This window comes from uncultured Ruminococcus sp., assembly GCF_946415235.1.
Lineage (GTDB): Bacteria > Bacillota > Clostridia > Oscillospirales > Ruminococcaceae > Ruminococcus.
Genome location: NZ_CAMKRR010000005.1, coordinates 93,757 through 110,603, shown reverse-complemented (window position 1 = coordinate 110,603; position 16,847 = coordinate 93,757). Strand labels below are relative to the sequence as shown.

General features: G+C 47.0%; 10 protein-coding genes. All 10 read right to left on the bottom strand.

Annotated features, from left to right (window positions below; all coding sequences use genetic code 11):
- Nucleotides 1-16: 16 nt before the first annotated feature.
- The 10 genes from rlmD to Q0R37_RS02795 all read right to left on the bottom strand — a co-directional run bounded on the left by rlmD (nt 17) and on the right by Q0R37_RS02795 (nt 16,830).
- Nucleotides 17-1,372: a 23S rRNA (uracil(1939)-C(5))-methyltransferase RlmD gene (rlmD, locus tag Q0R37_RS02840; RefSeq protein WP_294750902.1), complete on the bottom strand. Its 1,356-nt coding sequence runs from the start codon at nt 1,370-1,372 to the stop codon at nt 17-19.
- Nucleotides 1,336-2,820 (bottom strand): coproporphyrinogen dehydrogenase HemZ, encoded by a 1,485-nt coding sequence (gene hemZ / locus Q0R37_RS02835; protein ID WP_294750899.1) that lies wholly within the window; start codon nt 2,818-2,820, stop codon nt 1,336-1,338. Before hemZ ends, rlmD begins: the two co-directional genes overlap by 37 nt.
- Nucleotides 2,810-3,451 (bottom strand): MBL fold metallo-hydrolase, encoded by a 642-nt coding sequence (locus tag Q0R37_RS02830; protein ID WP_294750896.1) that lies wholly within the window; start codon nt 3,449-3,451, stop codon nt 2,810-2,812. The genes hemZ and Q0R37_RS02830 overlap by 11 nt, the downstream gene beginning before the upstream one ends.
- Before the next feature lie 11 nt (nt 3,452-3,462).
- Nucleotides 3,463-5,760 carry a bifunctional (p)ppGpp synthetase/guanosine-3',5'-bis(diphosphate) 3'-pyrophosphohydrolase gene (locus Q0R37_RS02825; RefSeq protein ID WP_294750893.1) on the bottom strand — a complete coding sequence of 766 codons (2,298 nt, stop codon included), beginning with the start codon at nt 5,758-5,760 and terminating at the stop codon, nt 3,463-3,465.
- A complete protein-coding gene (gene recJ, locus Q0R37_RS02820; RefSeq protein ID WP_294750891.1) occupies nt 5,750-7,807 on the bottom strand; it encodes a single-stranded-DNA-specific exonuclease RecJ in 2,058 nt (685 codons plus the stop codon). The genes Q0R37_RS02825 and recJ overlap by 11 nt, the downstream gene beginning before the upstream one ends.
- 169 nt (nt 7,808-7,976) lie before the next feature.
- Nucleotides 7,977-8,675: an RNA polymerase sporulation sigma factor SigE gene (gene sigE / locus Q0R37_RS02815; protein WP_294750888.1), complete on the bottom strand. Its 699-nt coding sequence runs from the start codon at nt 8,673-8,675 to the stop codon at nt 7,977-7,979.
- A 16-nt stretch (nt 8,676-8,691) separates the two neighbouring features.
- Entirely contained in the window at nt 8,692-9,507 is an 816-nt protein-coding gene (locus tag Q0R37_RS02810) for a sigma-E processing peptidase SpoIIGA (RefSeq protein ID WP_294750886.1), read from the bottom strand.
- A gap of 157 nt (nt 9,508-9,664) precedes the next feature.
- Nucleotides 9,665-10,510, bottom strand: coding sequence for a class C sortase (locus Q0R37_RS02805; RefSeq protein ID WP_294750881.1), 846 nt, complete (start codon nt 10,508-10,510; stop codon nt 9,665-9,667).
- Between the two features lie 91 nt (nt 10,511-10,601).
- Nucleotides 10,602-12,362: an isopeptide-forming domain-containing fimbrial protein gene (locus Q0R37_RS02800; protein WP_294750878.1), complete on the bottom strand. Its 1,761-nt coding sequence runs from the start codon at nt 12,360-12,362 to the stop codon at nt 10,602-10,604.
- 67 nt (nt 12,363-12,429) lie between these two features.
- Nucleotides 12,430-16,830 carry a fibro-slime domain-containing protein gene (locus Q0R37_RS02795; RefSeq protein WP_294750874.1) on the bottom strand — a complete coding sequence of 1,467 codons (4,401 nt, stop codon included), beginning with the start codon at nt 16,828-16,830 and terminating at the stop codon, nt 12,430-12,432.
- Nucleotides 16,831-16,847 lie beyond the last annotated feature (17 nt).

The window sequence follows — 16,847 nt, the reverse complement described above, 5'->3', positions numbered from 1 at the left end:
ACTTTTCTTATGCTATTTATTTTTTACGTGACATCAAAACTACGCACTCAACGTGACCGGTCCTCGGGAACATATCTACTCCGCATACCTTATCCGTGCTGTAGCCCTTTTCCGCGAGCAGCTTTGCATCACGGGCGGCAGTTGCGGGATTGCAGGAGATCATGACTATTTTCCTCGGAGCAGCCTCCGCGATAACGTCGATAGTTTCTGCCGAGCAGCCTTTCCGCGGCGGGTCTATAACGATAATATCAGGCTTGCAGCCCTGTTTTCGGAGCTTTCCGAATACCTCGCCTGCGTCGCCGCAGTAAAACTCTGCATTGGAAATACTGTTCAGAGCGGCGTTTTCCTTGGCGTTCTCCACAGCCTGAGGAACTATCTCCACGCCGACTATTTTTGCGGCATACTTTGCCATTGAAAGTCCGATAGTACCTGCGCCGCAGTAAAGATCGGCTATAGTATCGCTTTTCTGCGGAGCGGCGAATTCCAGCGCCTTGGCGTAAAGCCTTTCCGCCTGCAATGTATTGACCTGATAGAATGAAAGGGGAGATATATTTATCCGGTTTCCGCACATGGTATCGGAGATAGTATCGCTTCCCCACAGGGTAACACACTTTTCACCGAGGATAACATTGGTCTTCTGCGGATTGATGTTCATAACAATGCTCTTTATATCCGCGAACCTTTCCGTAAGTACCCTGCAAAGTGCGGAAAGCTGACGTGATATGTCCTTTCGCACAACGATACAGACCATTATCTCGCCTGAATGAGCTCCTCTTCGGAGGTAGATGTGTCTGATAATGCCTGTATTTGACTCTTCATCGTACACGGAAAGCTTCTTTTCGCTTATATAATCAAGGACAGCTTCAAGTATTCCGCTGAATATATGGGGCTGCAATACGCAGTCCGAAACAGGTATGACCCTGTGACTTCTCGGAGCGTAAAAACCGCATACAGCCTTTCCGTCAGCAACGGCAAGGGGGTACTGAGCTTTATTGCGGTATCGTTCGGTCTCTTCTGCGGCGAGGAAGCTTTCAAACTCGGGAGAAAGACCGCCTATGCGCGTAAAGGCACCGCGTACTATACCGTTTTTGGTGCGGCATTCGGCATCATAGGAAATATGTCTGAAAAGGCAGCCTCCGCACTGTTTATATACGGGACATGAGTTTTCAACACGGTCGGGAGAAGGAGAGACAAGCCTTTCAACAATGCCGAAAGCGTAGCTTTTCAGCACCTTTACTGTCCTTATCTCGGCAATATCTCCCACAGCTGTTCCGGGAACGAAGACAGCCATGCCGTCAAATCGGCATACGCCGTTTCCCTCGGCGGTCAGGTCTGTTATCTCAGCTTTAAATATTTGATTTTTTTCAGGCATTCCCTGACCTCCTGTTTCTTTTCCATGAGCTTATCGAAGCTTCGTATGTACTCATAGGGGAATTTGTAATTATGTATTCGTTCTATCCTGTTATTTTCGTATAAGAGCTTTGTGGAAGCCGCGCAGCCAGCGCCGAGGATAGTCTGTGTCTCGTCCATGATGAAGATGTTGTAATAGCTTTCAAAGCCTTTTTTGGCGTAGCCCACGTTTTCGAGGTTGTCCACGGTGTTTTTCTGACGGTACATATAGTACGGAAGATAGCCGTGAGACATAAGTGCGGGGATGCTGTGATCCACCATTTCCGCCGCAGGATTAGAGCAGTTCATATTTCCGTCCGCAAAGAGCGCAGCCGAGCGTTTTATGGTAAGTGTATGCACGGTTATGCTCTCGGGATCGAGCTCTATCATCTTGTCAAGGGTATTGCGGAAGCTCTCGGCAGTTTCCGTGGGAAGTCCCGCAATAAGATCGGTATTTATATTACCGAAGCCGACCTTTCGAGCAAGCTCAAAGGCTTTTATTGCGTCCTCGCCCGAGTGCTTTCTGCCGATGACCTTCAGCACTTCATCATTGAGCGTCTGAGGGTTCACTGAGATGCGCCCTGCGCCGAGCTCCCTGATAACATGGAGCTTTTCCTCGGTTATGGTATCGGGGCGTCCTGCTTCCACGCTGTATTCGCGCACCTTGTCGATATCGAAGTTTCTCGCAACGGCTTCCATGATGGTTTTCAGGTCCCGAGTGGTCAGGGAAGTGGGAGTACCTCCGCCGAAGTATATGGTATCTACCTTTGTATCGGTCTCCTTTACGATATTTCCGAGTATCTCAAGCTCTCTGCAAAGAGCCGAAACGTACTCGGGCATTAGCTTTACTGCGGAGTCCATGGAATGAGAAACGAAAGAGCAGTAGCTGCATCTTGTGGGACAGAATGGTATGGAAACATACAGGCTTACCGCTGTGCTGTCTATTTTTTCGACGATAGGGAGCTGGTTTACTGCCGTATCATAGGCAAGCTGAAGCTTTTTCTCCGTCACCTCGTATTTATCCGACAGCCTTTTGAATATCTCTTCCTTTGAAAGCCCCATGTCCATAAGTTCAAGGACTTTTTTCACGGGTCGTATGCCTGTCATAAGTCCCCACGGCGGTCTGATGCCTGTCTTTTCGGAGAGGATATGGAAGATTAGCCTGCAAAGCTCCTGCTCGTTCAGTGACGCATCATCGGTACGGACACTTCTTATAACGGGCTCTTCACCTCTGAGCTTTACCTCGGCGGTGACAGCTTTTCCGTCCTCCGATACCTCGGCTATAACGTATTCATCGCCTGTTATATCCTCACGGGAGCTGCCGAAGGAGTAATGAGCCGTACTGAAAAAGAGCTTCATTGTGGCTTCTATCTCGTATTTGAAGGAGTTGCCCATGAGGATCACGGGCATTTTCGTATTATCAGTCGTCATTTTTGCCTCTGAACTGTTTCATATATGGATTTGCTTCACGCTCGTAGTCAAGAGTGGTGCTCTCGTTATGACCGGGAAGTACCTTATAATCGCCCTCAAGGTGATATAGTATATTCAGTGAGTAGGACATAGCCGCTGCACTGCTGTCGGGGAAATCCGTTCTTCCCACAGAGCAGCAGAACAGTGTATCGCCCGAGAATATAACGTCCTCGCAGACATAGCAGACGCTTCCGCGGGAATGTCCCGGAGTGTGGATAACTCTGAACGAGCAGTCGCCGTCGTTTATATAGCAGTCGCCGTAAATGCAGGTCCAATCCGTGAGGGGGACGAAGTTTATAAAGGACATATTTGAAGCAAGGGAAGCGGATTCGCTGGTGAGCATATGAGCGTCAAGCTCATGGATGTACACCTCCGCACCTGTTGCCTGATGTACCTCCTCTGCACCGCCTATGTGGTCGAAATGACCGTGGGTGAGGAGTATCTTTCCCAGCCTCAGCTTCTTCATTTTCAGAAATTCCAGCAGGAGCCTGCTGTCTCCGCCGATATCTACTGCAACACAGCGTCCCGGGGCAGTCTCGACTATATAGCAGTTGGAGCGCAGGGGACCCAGCTGCAAATGGTGTATCTTCATGTGTATTCTCCTTAAATGGCGGCTCTTTCAACAGAGATAACGCCCTTTATCTTTCTGAGCTTCTCAAAGAGGTTCTTGAGCTGCTCCGTGCTTGAAATAACGATAGTTCCCTCGAAAAGGGCGTTGCCGTTCTTGAGGACTCTCGAAGCGGAATGAACGATAGGCACACGTGATTCAAGGAGCACGGCGGAAATATCGTATACAAGTCCCACGCGGTCAGTAGCCGTTACCTCAAAGCTTGTCTGGAGCTGTGTATCGCTGTTGTCTGTCCACTGTATCTCCACCCAGCGTTCGAGCTCCTCGGGATTGTTCCTTGCAAGGGCAGCCTTGTAGTTGGTACAGCTCGTGGTGTGTACGGAAATGCCGTAGCCTCGGGTTATAAAGCCGATAATATCATCACCGGGGAGGGGATTGCAGCACTGTGCGAACTTTATGAGCATATCGTCTATCTGGTCGAGTATGATACTGCTCCTGCCGTTGGGCTTTGGCTTTATGAGCGGAACTGTCGGCGGTTCTTCGCCGTTTTCGTACTGCTTTTCGTACTTGTCCTTAAGACGTGGCATCATCTTTGAAAGGAGTATGCCGCCGTAGCCTATGGAAGCGTAGAAATCATCGAGGTTCTCGCAGTTGTGGCGTTTGAAGTCGTCCTGCAGGAACTCGGTGTACTGGTCTTCCTTGAGGTTTATCCTGTGGCGCTTGAATTCACGTTCAAGCTGAGTTTTTCCCTCTATGATATTTTCATCGCGGCGCTCCTTTTTGAACCATGAGCGTATCTTTGAACGGGCTTCGTTGGTCTGTACGATATTGAGCCATGCACGGTTCGGCCCCTTTTCGGGATCCTTACTGGTGATTATCTCGCATATCTGACCTGTCTGGAGCTTATAGTCGAGAGGAACTATCCTTCCGTCTACCTTTGCGCCTACGGTCTTGTGACCTATCTGTGTGTGGATACGGTATGCGAAGTCGATGACCGTGGAGTTTATGGGAAGGCTCACGGACATTCCCTTTGGAGTCATAACGACGATATCCTCGGGGTCAAGGTCCGTCTTGATTATGCGGACTATCTCTTCAACGTCGTCCGAGGTCTGCTGTGCTTCGATGACCTGACGCACCCATGCAAGACGGTGCTCCATTTTGTCCTTGCCCTGTATGCCCTCCTTGTACTTCCAGTGGGCGGCGATACCGTATTCCGCGGTCTCGTGCATATCCCATGTACGTATCTGCACCTCAAAGGGGATACCCTCTTTTCCGAGGACGGTCGTGTGCAGCGACTGGTACATATTGTTTTTAGGTGTGGAGATATAGTCCTTGAAGCGGTTGGGTAGAGGCTTGAACATATCGTGGATAAGTCCGAGAACATTGTAGCATTCCGCAATGGTCGTAACTATGATACGGACTGCATATTTATCGTATATTTCGTCGATATCCTTGTGACCGATGAATATTTTCCTGTATATGCTGTAGATGCTCTTTACTCTTCCGTCTATCTGGGGCGGCTGAGCGAAATCCTCCGACTTGAAGCGCTGAGCGATACGGCTCTTGATTATCTCGATGAAGGCTTCGCGCTCCTCTTTCTTGTTTTCGAGGATATTCTCTATCTCCGAATAGGCGTATGGGTCGAGGAAATGGAATGCAAGGTCCTGCAGCTCCTCCTTCATTGCTCTGATACCGAGACGATGCGCTATGGGAGCGTAGATATTCATGGTCTCGAGAGCGGTATTCCTCTGTTTTTCAAGAGGACGGTACTTCAGGGTACGCATATTGTGGAGACGGTCGCTGAGCTTGATTATCATTACGCGGATATCCTGAGACATGGCAAGGAGTATCTTTCGGATATTCTCGGCCTGCTGCTCTTCCTTGCTTGAAGTGGGTATCTTGCTCAGCTTTGTTACTCCGTCAACAAGGAGTGCAACGTCCTGTCCGAAGCGCTTTTTTATATCGTCGAGAGTTGCGTCCGTATCCTCGACGACATCGTGTAGCAGGGCTGCACAGATAGTATCCGTGTCCATTCCAAGCTCAAGAAGAGTGTAGGATACCGCAAGGGGGTGAGTTATATAGGGCTGTCCCGAGGAGCGTGTCTGTCCCTCGTGAGCCTTTGCTGCGAACTCATAAGCGGAAATGATCTTGCTCAGGTCGTACTGCTTATCGTCGGTGAGTATCTTCTGTATTATCTTCTCAATGGTGTAATCGTCCTTGAAATCGGGGATATCATTGAGAAAATCGGTCGGGTCCTTGGGGAGTGCCGATTCGGGTATGGGGACCTCCACTTCCTGACGTTTGAGATTTGATACATTCATGTCATCTGTCATATCTATTCTCCTTATTTATGGCTTGACCGAGCCTGCTTCTGAGAGAAACGAGGACGGGAGCCGAGTCCAGATCGGCTTTGTGAGTAACGCTGACCTTTTTTATCCTGGAGTCGGAGCAGGAAACAGCTACAAGACCCAGCTGTCTCAGGGCTTCGACGGAAACGCAGAATTTACAGTAGTTTATGTTCCTGCCGCTGATCTTTATGTAAAGAGTATCCGCACATATACCGTCATCGGGGATAGCCTTGTATATCTTTACAACGTCATCACGGGACGGCTCCATGCTGGGGTAGTAGTTCTTCGGGAGCTCCTCGTTACGCAGAAAGGCTTCAAAAGCGTTCCTTGCCGCGAAGTATCTGCTCTGCTCGAACAAATGGGGCCGTATATCGCTGATAATGATGCTGGGAGAAACATTTCCGCGGAATTCGTTTACTCCGAGAGAAACTATCATGTCGCAGACATCTCCCTTTGCAACGGGCAGCTCCGAGGGCGATCTCCTGAATATCAGGGCGTCTGCCTGAGTAAAGCCTGCCTTTATGCGGAGCTTCGTATGCGCTCCATCCGAAAGCGGTATGATATCCATGATCTGCGCGTTTTCAATGCAGAAAAGGGGCTTTTCGTTGTCTGTTCCGAAGGGCTCGAGTACATCAAGTCCCTTTATGTTTTCAACAGTGAGCTCCTGCGGAGAAACGGGGCTGTCGGCGTGAAGCTCCGCAGCAGGCATATTCCTGTGGTTTTCAAGGGCGTATTTTTCAAGGAGCTGACGGAATGTGTCCGCCATGCCGTCCTTTATGGTAAATCCGCCTGCACCGGGGTGTCCGCCGAATTTTTCAAGGGCATCCGAAGCGGCACTGAGTGCGTCAAATACGGAGAATTCCCCGAAGGAACGGGCTGAACCTCTTATCTCGCCGTCGGTATCCGAGGCTATGAAGCAGGGCTTGCCGAACATTTCAACGATACGTGACGCAACGATGCCTATAACTCCGTGATGCCAGTTCTTTCCGCACAGAAAGATCACTCTGCTTCTGATGATATCGGGAGCCTTGTCTATCATTGAGCATATTTCGGAAATAATGGAGTTTTCCTCGTCCTTACGCATATTATTGAGCCTGTTGAGCTCCTGTGCCATGGAAAGTGCTTCATCATAGTCCTCGCAGAGAAGGAGCTCTGCCGCAGTCTTAGGTGAGCCGAAACGTCCCGAGGCGTTTATCCTCGGAGCTATACCGAATCCAACAGAGCGCGTATCTATGGGCTTTTCATTAAGTCCGCAGACTTCCTTCAGTGCCATTATGGCAGGGCGGTCGGAGTTGCTTATAAGTCCGAGACCGTATGAGACAAGAAAGCGGTTTTCGCCTTTAAGGCTTACTATATCGGCAACTGTTGCGATAGCGGCAAGGTCGCCGAACTGTTCGAGAGCCATTGTGCAGTCGCCGCCGTCAAGGGCTGCCACAAGCTTTAGAGCTATGCCTGCGCCGCACATTTCCTTGAAAGGGGAGAAGCAGTCGTGTCTGTGAGGATCGACTACGGCTTCTGCCCGAGGGAGCTGTTCTCCCTGTCGGTGGTGGTCGGTCACCACGAGCTTCATGCCGAGAGAATATATGTATTCGGCTTCGGGTATCGCAGATATGCCGTTATCTACGGTGACTATGAGAGAAACTCCGTCCTTTGCAATGATATCGGCAGCTTTTGTGTTAAGTCCGTAGCCCTCCGAGCGCTCAGGGATATAATAAGTTACATCTGCGCCTGTTTCAAGCAGATAGGAATAAAGTATCACCGTTGCAACTATGCCGTCGCAGTCATAATCGCCGTATATGCATATGCGCTCGCCGTTTTCGATAGCGCTGTTTATCGTATCTGCCGCTTCCTGCATATCCTTTATGAGAAACGGGTCGGAAAGCTCGTCCGCATTAAGGCTTTCCATGACCGATTCTGCGGAAGAGTAGCCCTTGGCGGCAAGTGCAGCCGCTGCAAGAGAACTTATGCCGCAGTTGATCATAAGAGCAGAAACGATTTTTCTGTCGGGAACTCCGACGCTCCATTTTTTCATACAATGACTCCTGATGAGAAAGATATAGATATTAATATTATATCACAAATGCGCCCGTTTTACAATACCGTACCGTCAAAAAAACCGAATTGTAACCTGAAAAGCTTACCGAACAAAAAACAGCCATAAAGAAGCGGAAAACTTCTTTATGGCTATGGAGAGCTCTGCGTCATGAAACGCTTTCGATCTTGATACGCAGCTTTTTGATTATTTTCTTTTCAAGCCTTGATATATAAGACTGGGATATGCCGATACAGTCCGCAACTTCTTTCTGTGTTTTCTCCTTTCCGTCGATAAGTCCGAAGCGCATTTCCATTATCTCACGTTCGCGGTCGCAGAGCTCCGCAACTGCATTCCGCAGTATATCGCGCTCTGCCTCGGTCTCGATGCCCTTGTTCACTATGTCGTCGTCAGTGCCGAGAATATCTGAAAGAAGCAGCTCGTTCCCGTCATAGTCGATATTAAGCGGTTCGTCTATTGAAAGGTCGTTGCGGTACTGTGAGGACTTACGCAGGAACATGAGTATCTCGTTCTCGATACAGCGCGAAGCATAGGTCGCAAGCTTGATATTTTTGTTGGGGCAGAAGGTGTTTACGGCTTTGATGAGCCCTATAGTGCCTATTGATACGAGGTCCTCGATGCCTATGCCCGTTGACTCGAACTTTTTGGCTATGTATACCACGAGCCGCAGATTATGCTCGATAAGGCAGTTTCGGGCTTCGGTGTCGTGGTCTGTGAGCCGTGAGAATACTTCGGTCTCTTCCTCCCTTGTAAGCGGCGGCGGAAGCGTATCCGAACCGTTTACGTAGAAAACTTCGCCTGTAAAGCGTTTTTTCAGGTATTCTCTGATAATTCTGATAATGTTCATGTCTTTTCTCCTTCATCTATATTTTTAGCAGTTTCGGGTTGAAAACGGCTTTTCCGCCGCACTTGCCGAAGCCTATGACAGCGTCTACAGGTTTTTTGCTGCCATTCGTGCAGCTGCTTATCTGTACCTCGTCGGGGCGGAATACAGGTATAAGTCCGCTGCCCGAGACGGCAGAGCAGGGGAGAAGCCTGAAGCCCTTCGGAAGTACCGAAAGATCAAGTTCTCTTCCTGTGAGTAAGGGGTAGCTCTCCTCGGAACAGATTATCACGGGCGAGCCTGTGAAATAGTCCACAAGAGCGTTTCCCGTATCTGCAAGTCCTGTGAGCGATATGACCTTGTCGCCCGCACGGATGAATACGCTGTACTCTCCGTCGGGGGCTGAGTCAGTGTATATCCGTACTGCCCTCACGGCAAAGTACAGAGCCGCAGTCGTGATGACGAGAACAACAAGTGAAAAATCTATGTAAAAGCAGGCGTTGTTGAAATGTATGAACTTGGGGCGGGAAAAGGTGTATACGCCGTAGACCGCACCCGCAAGTACGAAATTTGCAGTAAAAAATGCTGCTGTATTCAGCAGAAGCCGCTTTTTCCCGTGAACTCCGAAGGCAAAGGCTATTATGCTCACTGCTGCGGCAAGCTTTATCAGAAGCGGTATAAAGGTCCCGAGCTCGGGGAGGAGTATGGTCAGAGAGAAAAGGCTCCCATAGACCGACGCCGCCACGCATCTTCCCGTTCGCAGCGGAGAATGTGTTATCCCTGCAGTTATACGGAGCAGAAAAAAATTAACATAGATATTCAGAACTATCAGCACATCGACATATACAGTCTGCACGGCACACCTCCTGATCTGCTGTCTGTAGTATTATTATAATGCAGCAGGTCCGCGGAATATGTCATTAGCTGTCATGACATATATGCGGCTGTATGGCGAAATATGCCGCAGAACAGAAAAGCGGCAGCCTTTATGGCTGCCGCTGGGGTAATTGTATTCATTCCTGCTCTTTTGTCGGAGAAGCGTCTTTTTTCGGCTTTTTTCCGCCCTTAACCATAAGGATTATCAAAAGAATGAGCAGTATGGGAGCTGCGATGATCGGTGCTACGATATACGGAGAGACGATGAATACGTCGTTTGCAACATAGACCTTGTATTCCTCCTTGGTCTCGATCCTGACTCCTCTTACAAGGAGTCTGTGGGAATTGATACCGTATGGAGTACAGGTAAACAGTGTGCAGTAGTCTTTGTCGGGGGCGGTTTTCAGATCGTCTATCTCATAGGGCTTTACAGTCTTTATCTGATCCACCTGATAGGTAAGTACATCGGACAGGACGGTGATATAAAAAATATCACCCGGCTCAAGCTTGTCAAGATCGGTGAAAAGTCTTGCACTGGGAAGTCCGCGGTGTCCCGACATGACGGTATGAGTACCCTTGCCGCCGACGGGCAGGCTTGTTCCCGGGAGATGACCTACGGCTATTTGCAGGACGTTGTCGTTTACACTGTGATATATGGGGAGCTCCACCTTTATTTTTTCAATGGTCAGATATCCCATGATGCCTGTTCCCGTAATATCAAGAGTGCTGTAATATCCTGCGACCTTGTCAGGCTCTATGATAGGGTTCTCTGCTGAAGAGAGCCTGTGGTTGTACTCCCTTGCCGCCTCTATCATTTTGTCATGCTGTTCGCTGCTCATAGTATCTGTTATATCGTTGTATGACTGTATCGCCTTTGACTGGTGCATGGCGTTTATATGCTCGCTGACCGTGGGATACAGTATCAGGAATATCCCTATGAACAGTGCCGCGAATGGCAGTGACTTTATTATGATACGCTTCATCAAAAGCTCCTTGGATCAAAATTGCTGTGCAGCGGTGGGGATACCGCCGCTGCACGTAAATTTCAGATATTTGCTGTGTTTACAGATATGCTCAGTCTTCCTTTAAATTCATTCTCTTCTTTGTTACGAGGAGAATTACTGAACCTGCTACGAGCATTCCGCCTATGATATAGAACAGCTTTGTGCCGATGCCGCCTGTTGACGGGAGAGTTGTTCCAACGTTATTTACAACTTCAAAATCAACAGATGCAGTTGTTCCTGATGACGTCAATGCAATAGCTGCGCCATCCTTTGTTGCTGACCAGTTAGGTGCGGCAAATGTTGCGCCGTCTCCGTTAATAACAATAGTTATCGGCTCAATTGTGTTATAGCCATCAGGAGTAACGATCTCGGTGATTGTATATGTACCTGCACCAAGACCTCCAAATTCCAACGTACCGTCAGCCTTTACATATGCCTCTTTGCAGATATTGGTTTTAGTTGTAGTAGAAGTAACGTTGGTTACTTTGTCATATTTCTTTGAGCTGTCATCAATATCAGCTGCATCAGGCGAAGAAGAAACTAAAGCAAATGTACCGTTTTTCAGTCTGTAATATGCTCCTGAAGCTGCCTCCTCAAATGCTTCTCCGTTTATAAGCACTACTTTATTTGTTACGCCGCTGATTTGGAATTTTGCACCGGTAAGCGCTGCCTTAGGAGTTGATGTTGATGCTCCGTCGATTTTTGTGAGTTTTATATTTGCGGTATAGGTCTTTGTCTGCTGATCAGGAGTTGTGCCCACGGAATCACCCGGTTCGCTTTCGTCTTCAGGTGTATCAGGATTATCAGGCGTTGGTGGTTTGGGTTCATCAGGATTTGAAGGAGATTCACCTTCAGAAGTAACATTTGGATTGTTTGAATAAGTAAGGTTTGCAGTATTGATATTTCCTGTCGTTCCGCGGTTAGCGTTCTCGTTAAGTGTAGCGGAATATGTAACTGTTATAGTATCACCTGAATGTGTTTTCCAGTTGTCGTAGAAATCCTTGAAGACTATCTGGAATGAATGTCCGTCTGTATCAGCAGCATCAGTCTGTACCACATAATGAGTACCTGCTGTTAATGTAGTTTCACCTATAGTAACAGCAACATCATTATTGAATGTAAGACCTGCGTCAAAGTCATCGTTGATAACGAAGAAATACTTTGAATAGCCTGTCATGTCAGGAACAGCAGATGTTAATGTATAGCTGACAGAGTCGCCTATGCACACATCATTTGCCTTTCCTGAATCCTTAGGATTTGGAGAAGATATGACCTTTGTAAGAGAAGGTGAAGGTCTCTTCGGAGTTACATCTGTCGGACCTGCAACTTTAAGCAAATAACGTGATGTTATTGCTCCTGCCGGTACGCTTGCTTCTTCAATGAGGTAATAACCTGCTTCTGTTGCAGGGATAGTGTATTTTCCTTCGCTCAGTGCGCCTGATGCTACAGAAGCCGTTGTTCCTTTATTTGCATAAGCAAGCTTGGCAAACTGAGCAAGCTTTTCACTGTTGCCGCTAAGATCAGGCAATTTGGCTGCTACGGAAGCTGCATCGGTTGCTGATGCAAAATCAGTTCCCAAAAGCGAGTCACTCTTTAAGTTTGCGAGCATTTGGGTACCATTAAAACCTGTAGCCCATGTAACATTTGAAAGAACACTACCGCTCAAAGTACCTGCAAATATTTTATAAGCGTTGTATGTATATCCATCAGTTTCATTGTTTACTGTGATATCGTAATCTGCCGCAAAGGCTGTAAGCCCTGTGGCTGCCATGGGTGTTACTGCCAACAGACCTGCTGTAAGGATAGCTAAAGCTTTCTTATTAGTTTTCATATAATTTACCTCCGTTTTCAATAATTTATTCGTTTTGATCCGCCGTTTTCTTTTTCAGGAAGCCATTTCACACTCGCCTCCTTTTGCGCCTGTACAAGGCGGATCCGCTTATTATTCCCATCGCTGTCAGTACAATGCCGTAAAAGTATATCCGACCTGTACCGCTGCCTCCCGTTTCGGGAAGCCTGTAGCGAATGCACTTGTTTTTTACGATTATCGGAGTGTCCGCATCATTTGTTGCTACATTGTTGTTTTCATAGGAAACGATGTAATCCACTCCGCTGACCATTCCGTCAACGCCTGTTTCCTCAACATAATAGATATAGCGTATATGATGATCTGAACTCTCGTCAAGATCGTTCTTGCCGAGATGCTTGTCCCAGCCGTCAGTTGAATTAAGGTTTATGGTTTTGATGAAGTCCGGATCATCTGTATAATCAGATTGCAGATGAAGCGGATTTGTTGCAGAATCGGAGTCGATAGTCAAGCCGTACTCATCATAGTTTGATACATAACTGCCGTTTACAAGCGTATAGCCGGCTTTATTAAGATCTGTATTTTCAGTCGCTTCATACAGCTTTGAACTCCACACCTCAAAAGCCTCTGTTCCTGTCGTGTTATAGTATATAACTATGTCCTTCGATGTATCTACATCAGTCGGGAAATCAAATACAGTATCTATCGTACCCCATTGATTGCCTTTTGTATCGACAGAACCAAGAGGAAAATACTGAGACTTGTTATTAGTATCGGTATATGTCAGAGTTGCTCTGATAGTATGTGGCGTTGTACTGTCATTGCCTGTATGATTACCTGCTACCTGAGCAATATGATGATATTTCTGTCCGGGTGTAAGATTTACTTTTTTAGCAACGCCCTCCCAGCTATCATTTCTGCCTGATACCACAACAGCATAATTGGACTGATAACTCTTTTGCGATAGACTTGTGCTGCCAAAAGGTCCCCAGCCGTTGCTGCCATAATTCTGCATGGTATTGTATTCGTATACCGCAGTTCCGTTTGTAACAGCTGAATATTCACCGCTTCCTACGGTTACCTTTCCTGTTGTTTCTTCAACATTCATGGCATGATTTCCTTCGATAGCAGTAAATTCGTCCATTCGGAATTTACTCGGACCGATAAAAGGCTGACCGGGAGGGTCAAAGGATTCAACTATCAGATACATACCGTAAGGGTTGATATCTTCTGGCAGAGTGAGCGTTCCCATAAGATGAGTCCATTGTTTTTTATAAACCTTTGTCTGCTCTATAACATGATAGTTTGACTCCTCATTTCCAAGTCCGTCATACAATGTAAACTTGAAAATAACGTATTGACCGTTTTCGTCCGTAACGCCTACATCTTCATCATATCGTACATAGGTACTGAAGGTATATGTATGATTTACCTTGAACATCAGAGGATCAAGATCAAGACGTGCGCCCTGATTTGAAGCCGTTCTGTTGGTATCACCAGGACCTCTTATAAGCATTCCGTCACCCTTGGCGTAAGCATTGTAAGAACTCGTCAGTATCTCTGAACCGCCGTTCTGTATCCAGCCGTCTGTATATTTTGTAAACGAATGGTGCAGGAGCAGCAGACTGTCTTCTTCTTCGTCGGTATATACCTTGATACTGACTTCGTTGGCAAAGCCTGAACCGCTTGCAGCCGCAAGATCTGATATTTCAAATGTTCTGTCATTTATCTGCTGCAGATGTATTGTATTCGGCGTCAACTGAGGATAATTGGTATCCACTGTATAATAATCAACACCATTGGGGGCATTAAATGAAAATTCAACGCTGCCTCCTGCATATACCATATTATCGCTTGAGGGAACTTCATACGTTGAAAGAAGATTTCCGCCTGCATCAAGAAGATTTATCCTGAGACTTGTAGGCTGGCTCTCTTCATACACAGCTTTTTTCCTCTTAAGAGTAAGCGTTACGGGCTTCTGATCCTCTTCTATAGCGTTGGACCATTCTTTTTTTAGGTAGATATCGGCGTTAGTGACATCCTTATTGGTTATTTCAAGACCGCCGTCAGCATTTTTGCTGTATGATGCCTTGTAGCCGTCAGGTACGTTGAGCTCCTCGACCGAGTATGTATAAACATGAGTACCGTACCTCTTGGGAAGAACTACAGGTGAGGTCCATGACCAGCTTGGAGAGTTCAGAGTGAACGTCATCTTTCCGCCTATCTCCACGGGCTGAGGTTCTCCGCCGTTATCCGAGCGGTACAGCTTGAATTTTATGGGAGAAGTCGGTGGGTTTGCCATTGGCTCTCCGTCATTGCCCAGCCATGATTTTGTAACGCCGATCGTGCCCGTTTCCTCACGGACAACATTTGTGAAATTGTAGCTGTCAGTAACATTAAGTGCCGCAGGTGTACCGCTGCTTGCATTGCCGCTTTCTATCGGCCGAGCAGCTGCATTGACCAGTACATTTGAATAAATATTCGTATCTATGCCGTTTTCGACAACATAATATTTTCTTGTCTCATCGGCTAAATAGAAATCCTTACGTTCTCCGTCCTTGAGATAGAACGGATTGTTTTCGTCAACCCCGAGATCGGCAAGAACATAATTGTCTGGATTCTCAGGATCTTCGACATATACTGCGAACTGATACTTAGGAAAGTCTGTTACGTCGTTCCTGTCATAATCCTTTGAATAATGACTGCCGAAATCAACGTTTTTCTTTACTGTCAAAGGTCTTACAGTCGGGAGGTTCATATCTATGGCGAGGTTTGAATAACAGCCGCCTCGCTCAAGATAGAACATCTCGATAGTATGAGCCTTGTTGTCAGCTGCGCCACAGCTCTTGCCTTCAATGCCTGCAAATTTGCTTGCCAGAGTCTCTACCTTCCACTTAGATTCCGATGCACCGTCGGTATTTACACCGTTGTCAGGCTTCGGGATATCAGCGTATACAGGAAGGCTCTGATTGCTTCTCCTTAAATCGTTATATGCAGTCTCAGCAACACTGCCGAGTTCATTGTCCTGTGTCCATACAAGACCGTTCGTAAAGTCTATCATTCCTGCGGCAGGCTCATGGATACCGCCGATATCAAGAATAAGAACATCATCAACGAAAACCCACATATCATCATCGCCGCTGTACTTGAATACTATCGGTTCCGTCGGAGCGCCGAGATTTTTGAACCTGGCGTCCATTTTCATTCCGAAATGGTGATTGAAGCCGTTACCGTTGAAGTTAGGATCTTTCCTGCTCAGGTCGTACTGATCGAAGGGGAAGAAGCCTATCTTGAACTCACCGCCGTTAGCTCCGTCATATACCGTATCAGTGAGCGCGTTATAGTCCTTGTCTCTGTGGTGATCTTTGTTTATGATATGATAGGTGCTTTCATAGACCGTAAATTCGTGGGTATCCTGATTATAATAAGCGTAATTCTCATCGCTGTTATAAACAAGGTGACCGTTCTTGTCCTGCAAGAAATGATTTACATCGGTATAGACTGTTTTATAAGCGCTCGGTGTTATACTGAACAGATAATCGAGGCTGTGTGCCGCGGTATTGTTCATCACGGGATAACCGCCTGAAAGCTGATCCTTTACTATGCCCTGTACAGGTCGGTTGCCCGATACCTGAGAAGAATATATGTTATTGGTATTATAATCGCCAGAGTAGTTATTCTTGCTGATATTGTTTATATCAGTACGGGTATAGATATTATATGCATTTGTATCGTCTTTATCGGAGTTTGTACCAACAAAATCAGGTGTACCGTAAGCAAAGAACATGATATCATCGGTGGGATTTCTTCCATAGTTCACACCGGCATACTTTATATGATTATGCACCCATGTATGACTGTCGCTGTCCCATGAGATATCATAGTTGTTGAGCTGTGATTCAAGCTCATCCTCCGGATCATGATAATCAAACAGCGTGATATTAATACCGCGTGCTATATTATCTATGGTAGATACTCCGGCGGGTGAAACAAGCTCTGTAGGATTATCTGCAAGAGATGCTCTCATTGAATTTCCGAGCCGAAGCGCTGCCGCTTCTGCATCATCATCCTGTGATATGAACAGTTCCTCATTCTCATCCTCGGGAAGAGATATGGAAACGATATTGTTTTCCTCATCATCAGACTGTATGCTGTTTTCGGGAAGCTCCTCATCGGTATAGCAGAGCGTTGTGTGCAAATGCTCTTCATATCCGCATACAAGGACCTTCTCATAGCATTCGTCCGTATGAGTATGCTCCTCATTTTCTTCCAGACCGCATATCAGTCTTGTTTCGTAACACTCGTCGGAATGAGCGTGTTCTTCAAATCCGCACAGAGGCTCGTTTACAAGAGTGACAACGGTATCGCGAAGCTCCCAGAGGACGCCTGATGAAACAAATATTGACAATACAAGCAGCAGCGATACCATTCGCCGTCGCTTAACGCTGTTTTTATGAATTATCTCATAAAAACTGTCAAAATAATTTTTCATTTATTTCGCCGTCCCCC

Excerpts from the sequence above, each read along its gene's own strand:
- rlmD (WP_294750902.1), bottom strand. The coding sequence starts at position 1,372 with ATGCCTGAAAAAAATCAAATATTTAAAGCTGAGATAACAGACCTGACC.
- hemZ (WP_294750899.1), bottom strand. The coding sequence starts at position 2,820 with ATGACGACTGATAATACGAAAATGCCCGTGATCCTCATGGGCAACTCC.
- Q0R37_RS02830 (WP_294750896.1), bottom strand. The coding sequence starts at position 3,451 with ATGAAGATACACCATTTGCAGCTGGGTCCCCTGCGCTCCAACTGCTAT.
- Q0R37_RS02825 (WP_294750893.1), bottom strand. The coding sequence starts at position 5,760 with ATGACAGATGACATGAATGTATCAAATCTCAAACGTCAGGAAGTGGAG.
- recJ (WP_294750891.1), bottom strand. The coding sequence starts at position 7,807 with ATGAAAAAATGGAGCGTCGGAGTTCCCGACAGAAAAATCGTTTCTGCT.
- sigE (WP_294750888.1), bottom strand. The coding sequence starts at position 8,675 with ATGAACATTATCAGAATTATCAGAGAATACCTGAAAAAACGCTTTACA.
- Q0R37_RS02805 (WP_294750881.1), bottom strand. The coding sequence starts at position 10,510 with ATGAAGCGTATCATAATAAAGTCACTGCCATTCGCGGCACTGTTCATA.
- Q0R37_RS02800 (WP_294750878.1), bottom strand. The coding sequence starts at position 12,362 with ATGAAAACTAATAAGAAAGCTTTAGCTATCCTTACAGCAGGTCTGTTG.
- Q0R37_RS02795 (WP_294750874.1), bottom strand. The coding sequence starts at position 16,830 with ATGAAAAATTATTTTGACAGTTTTTATGAGATAATTCATAAAAACAGC.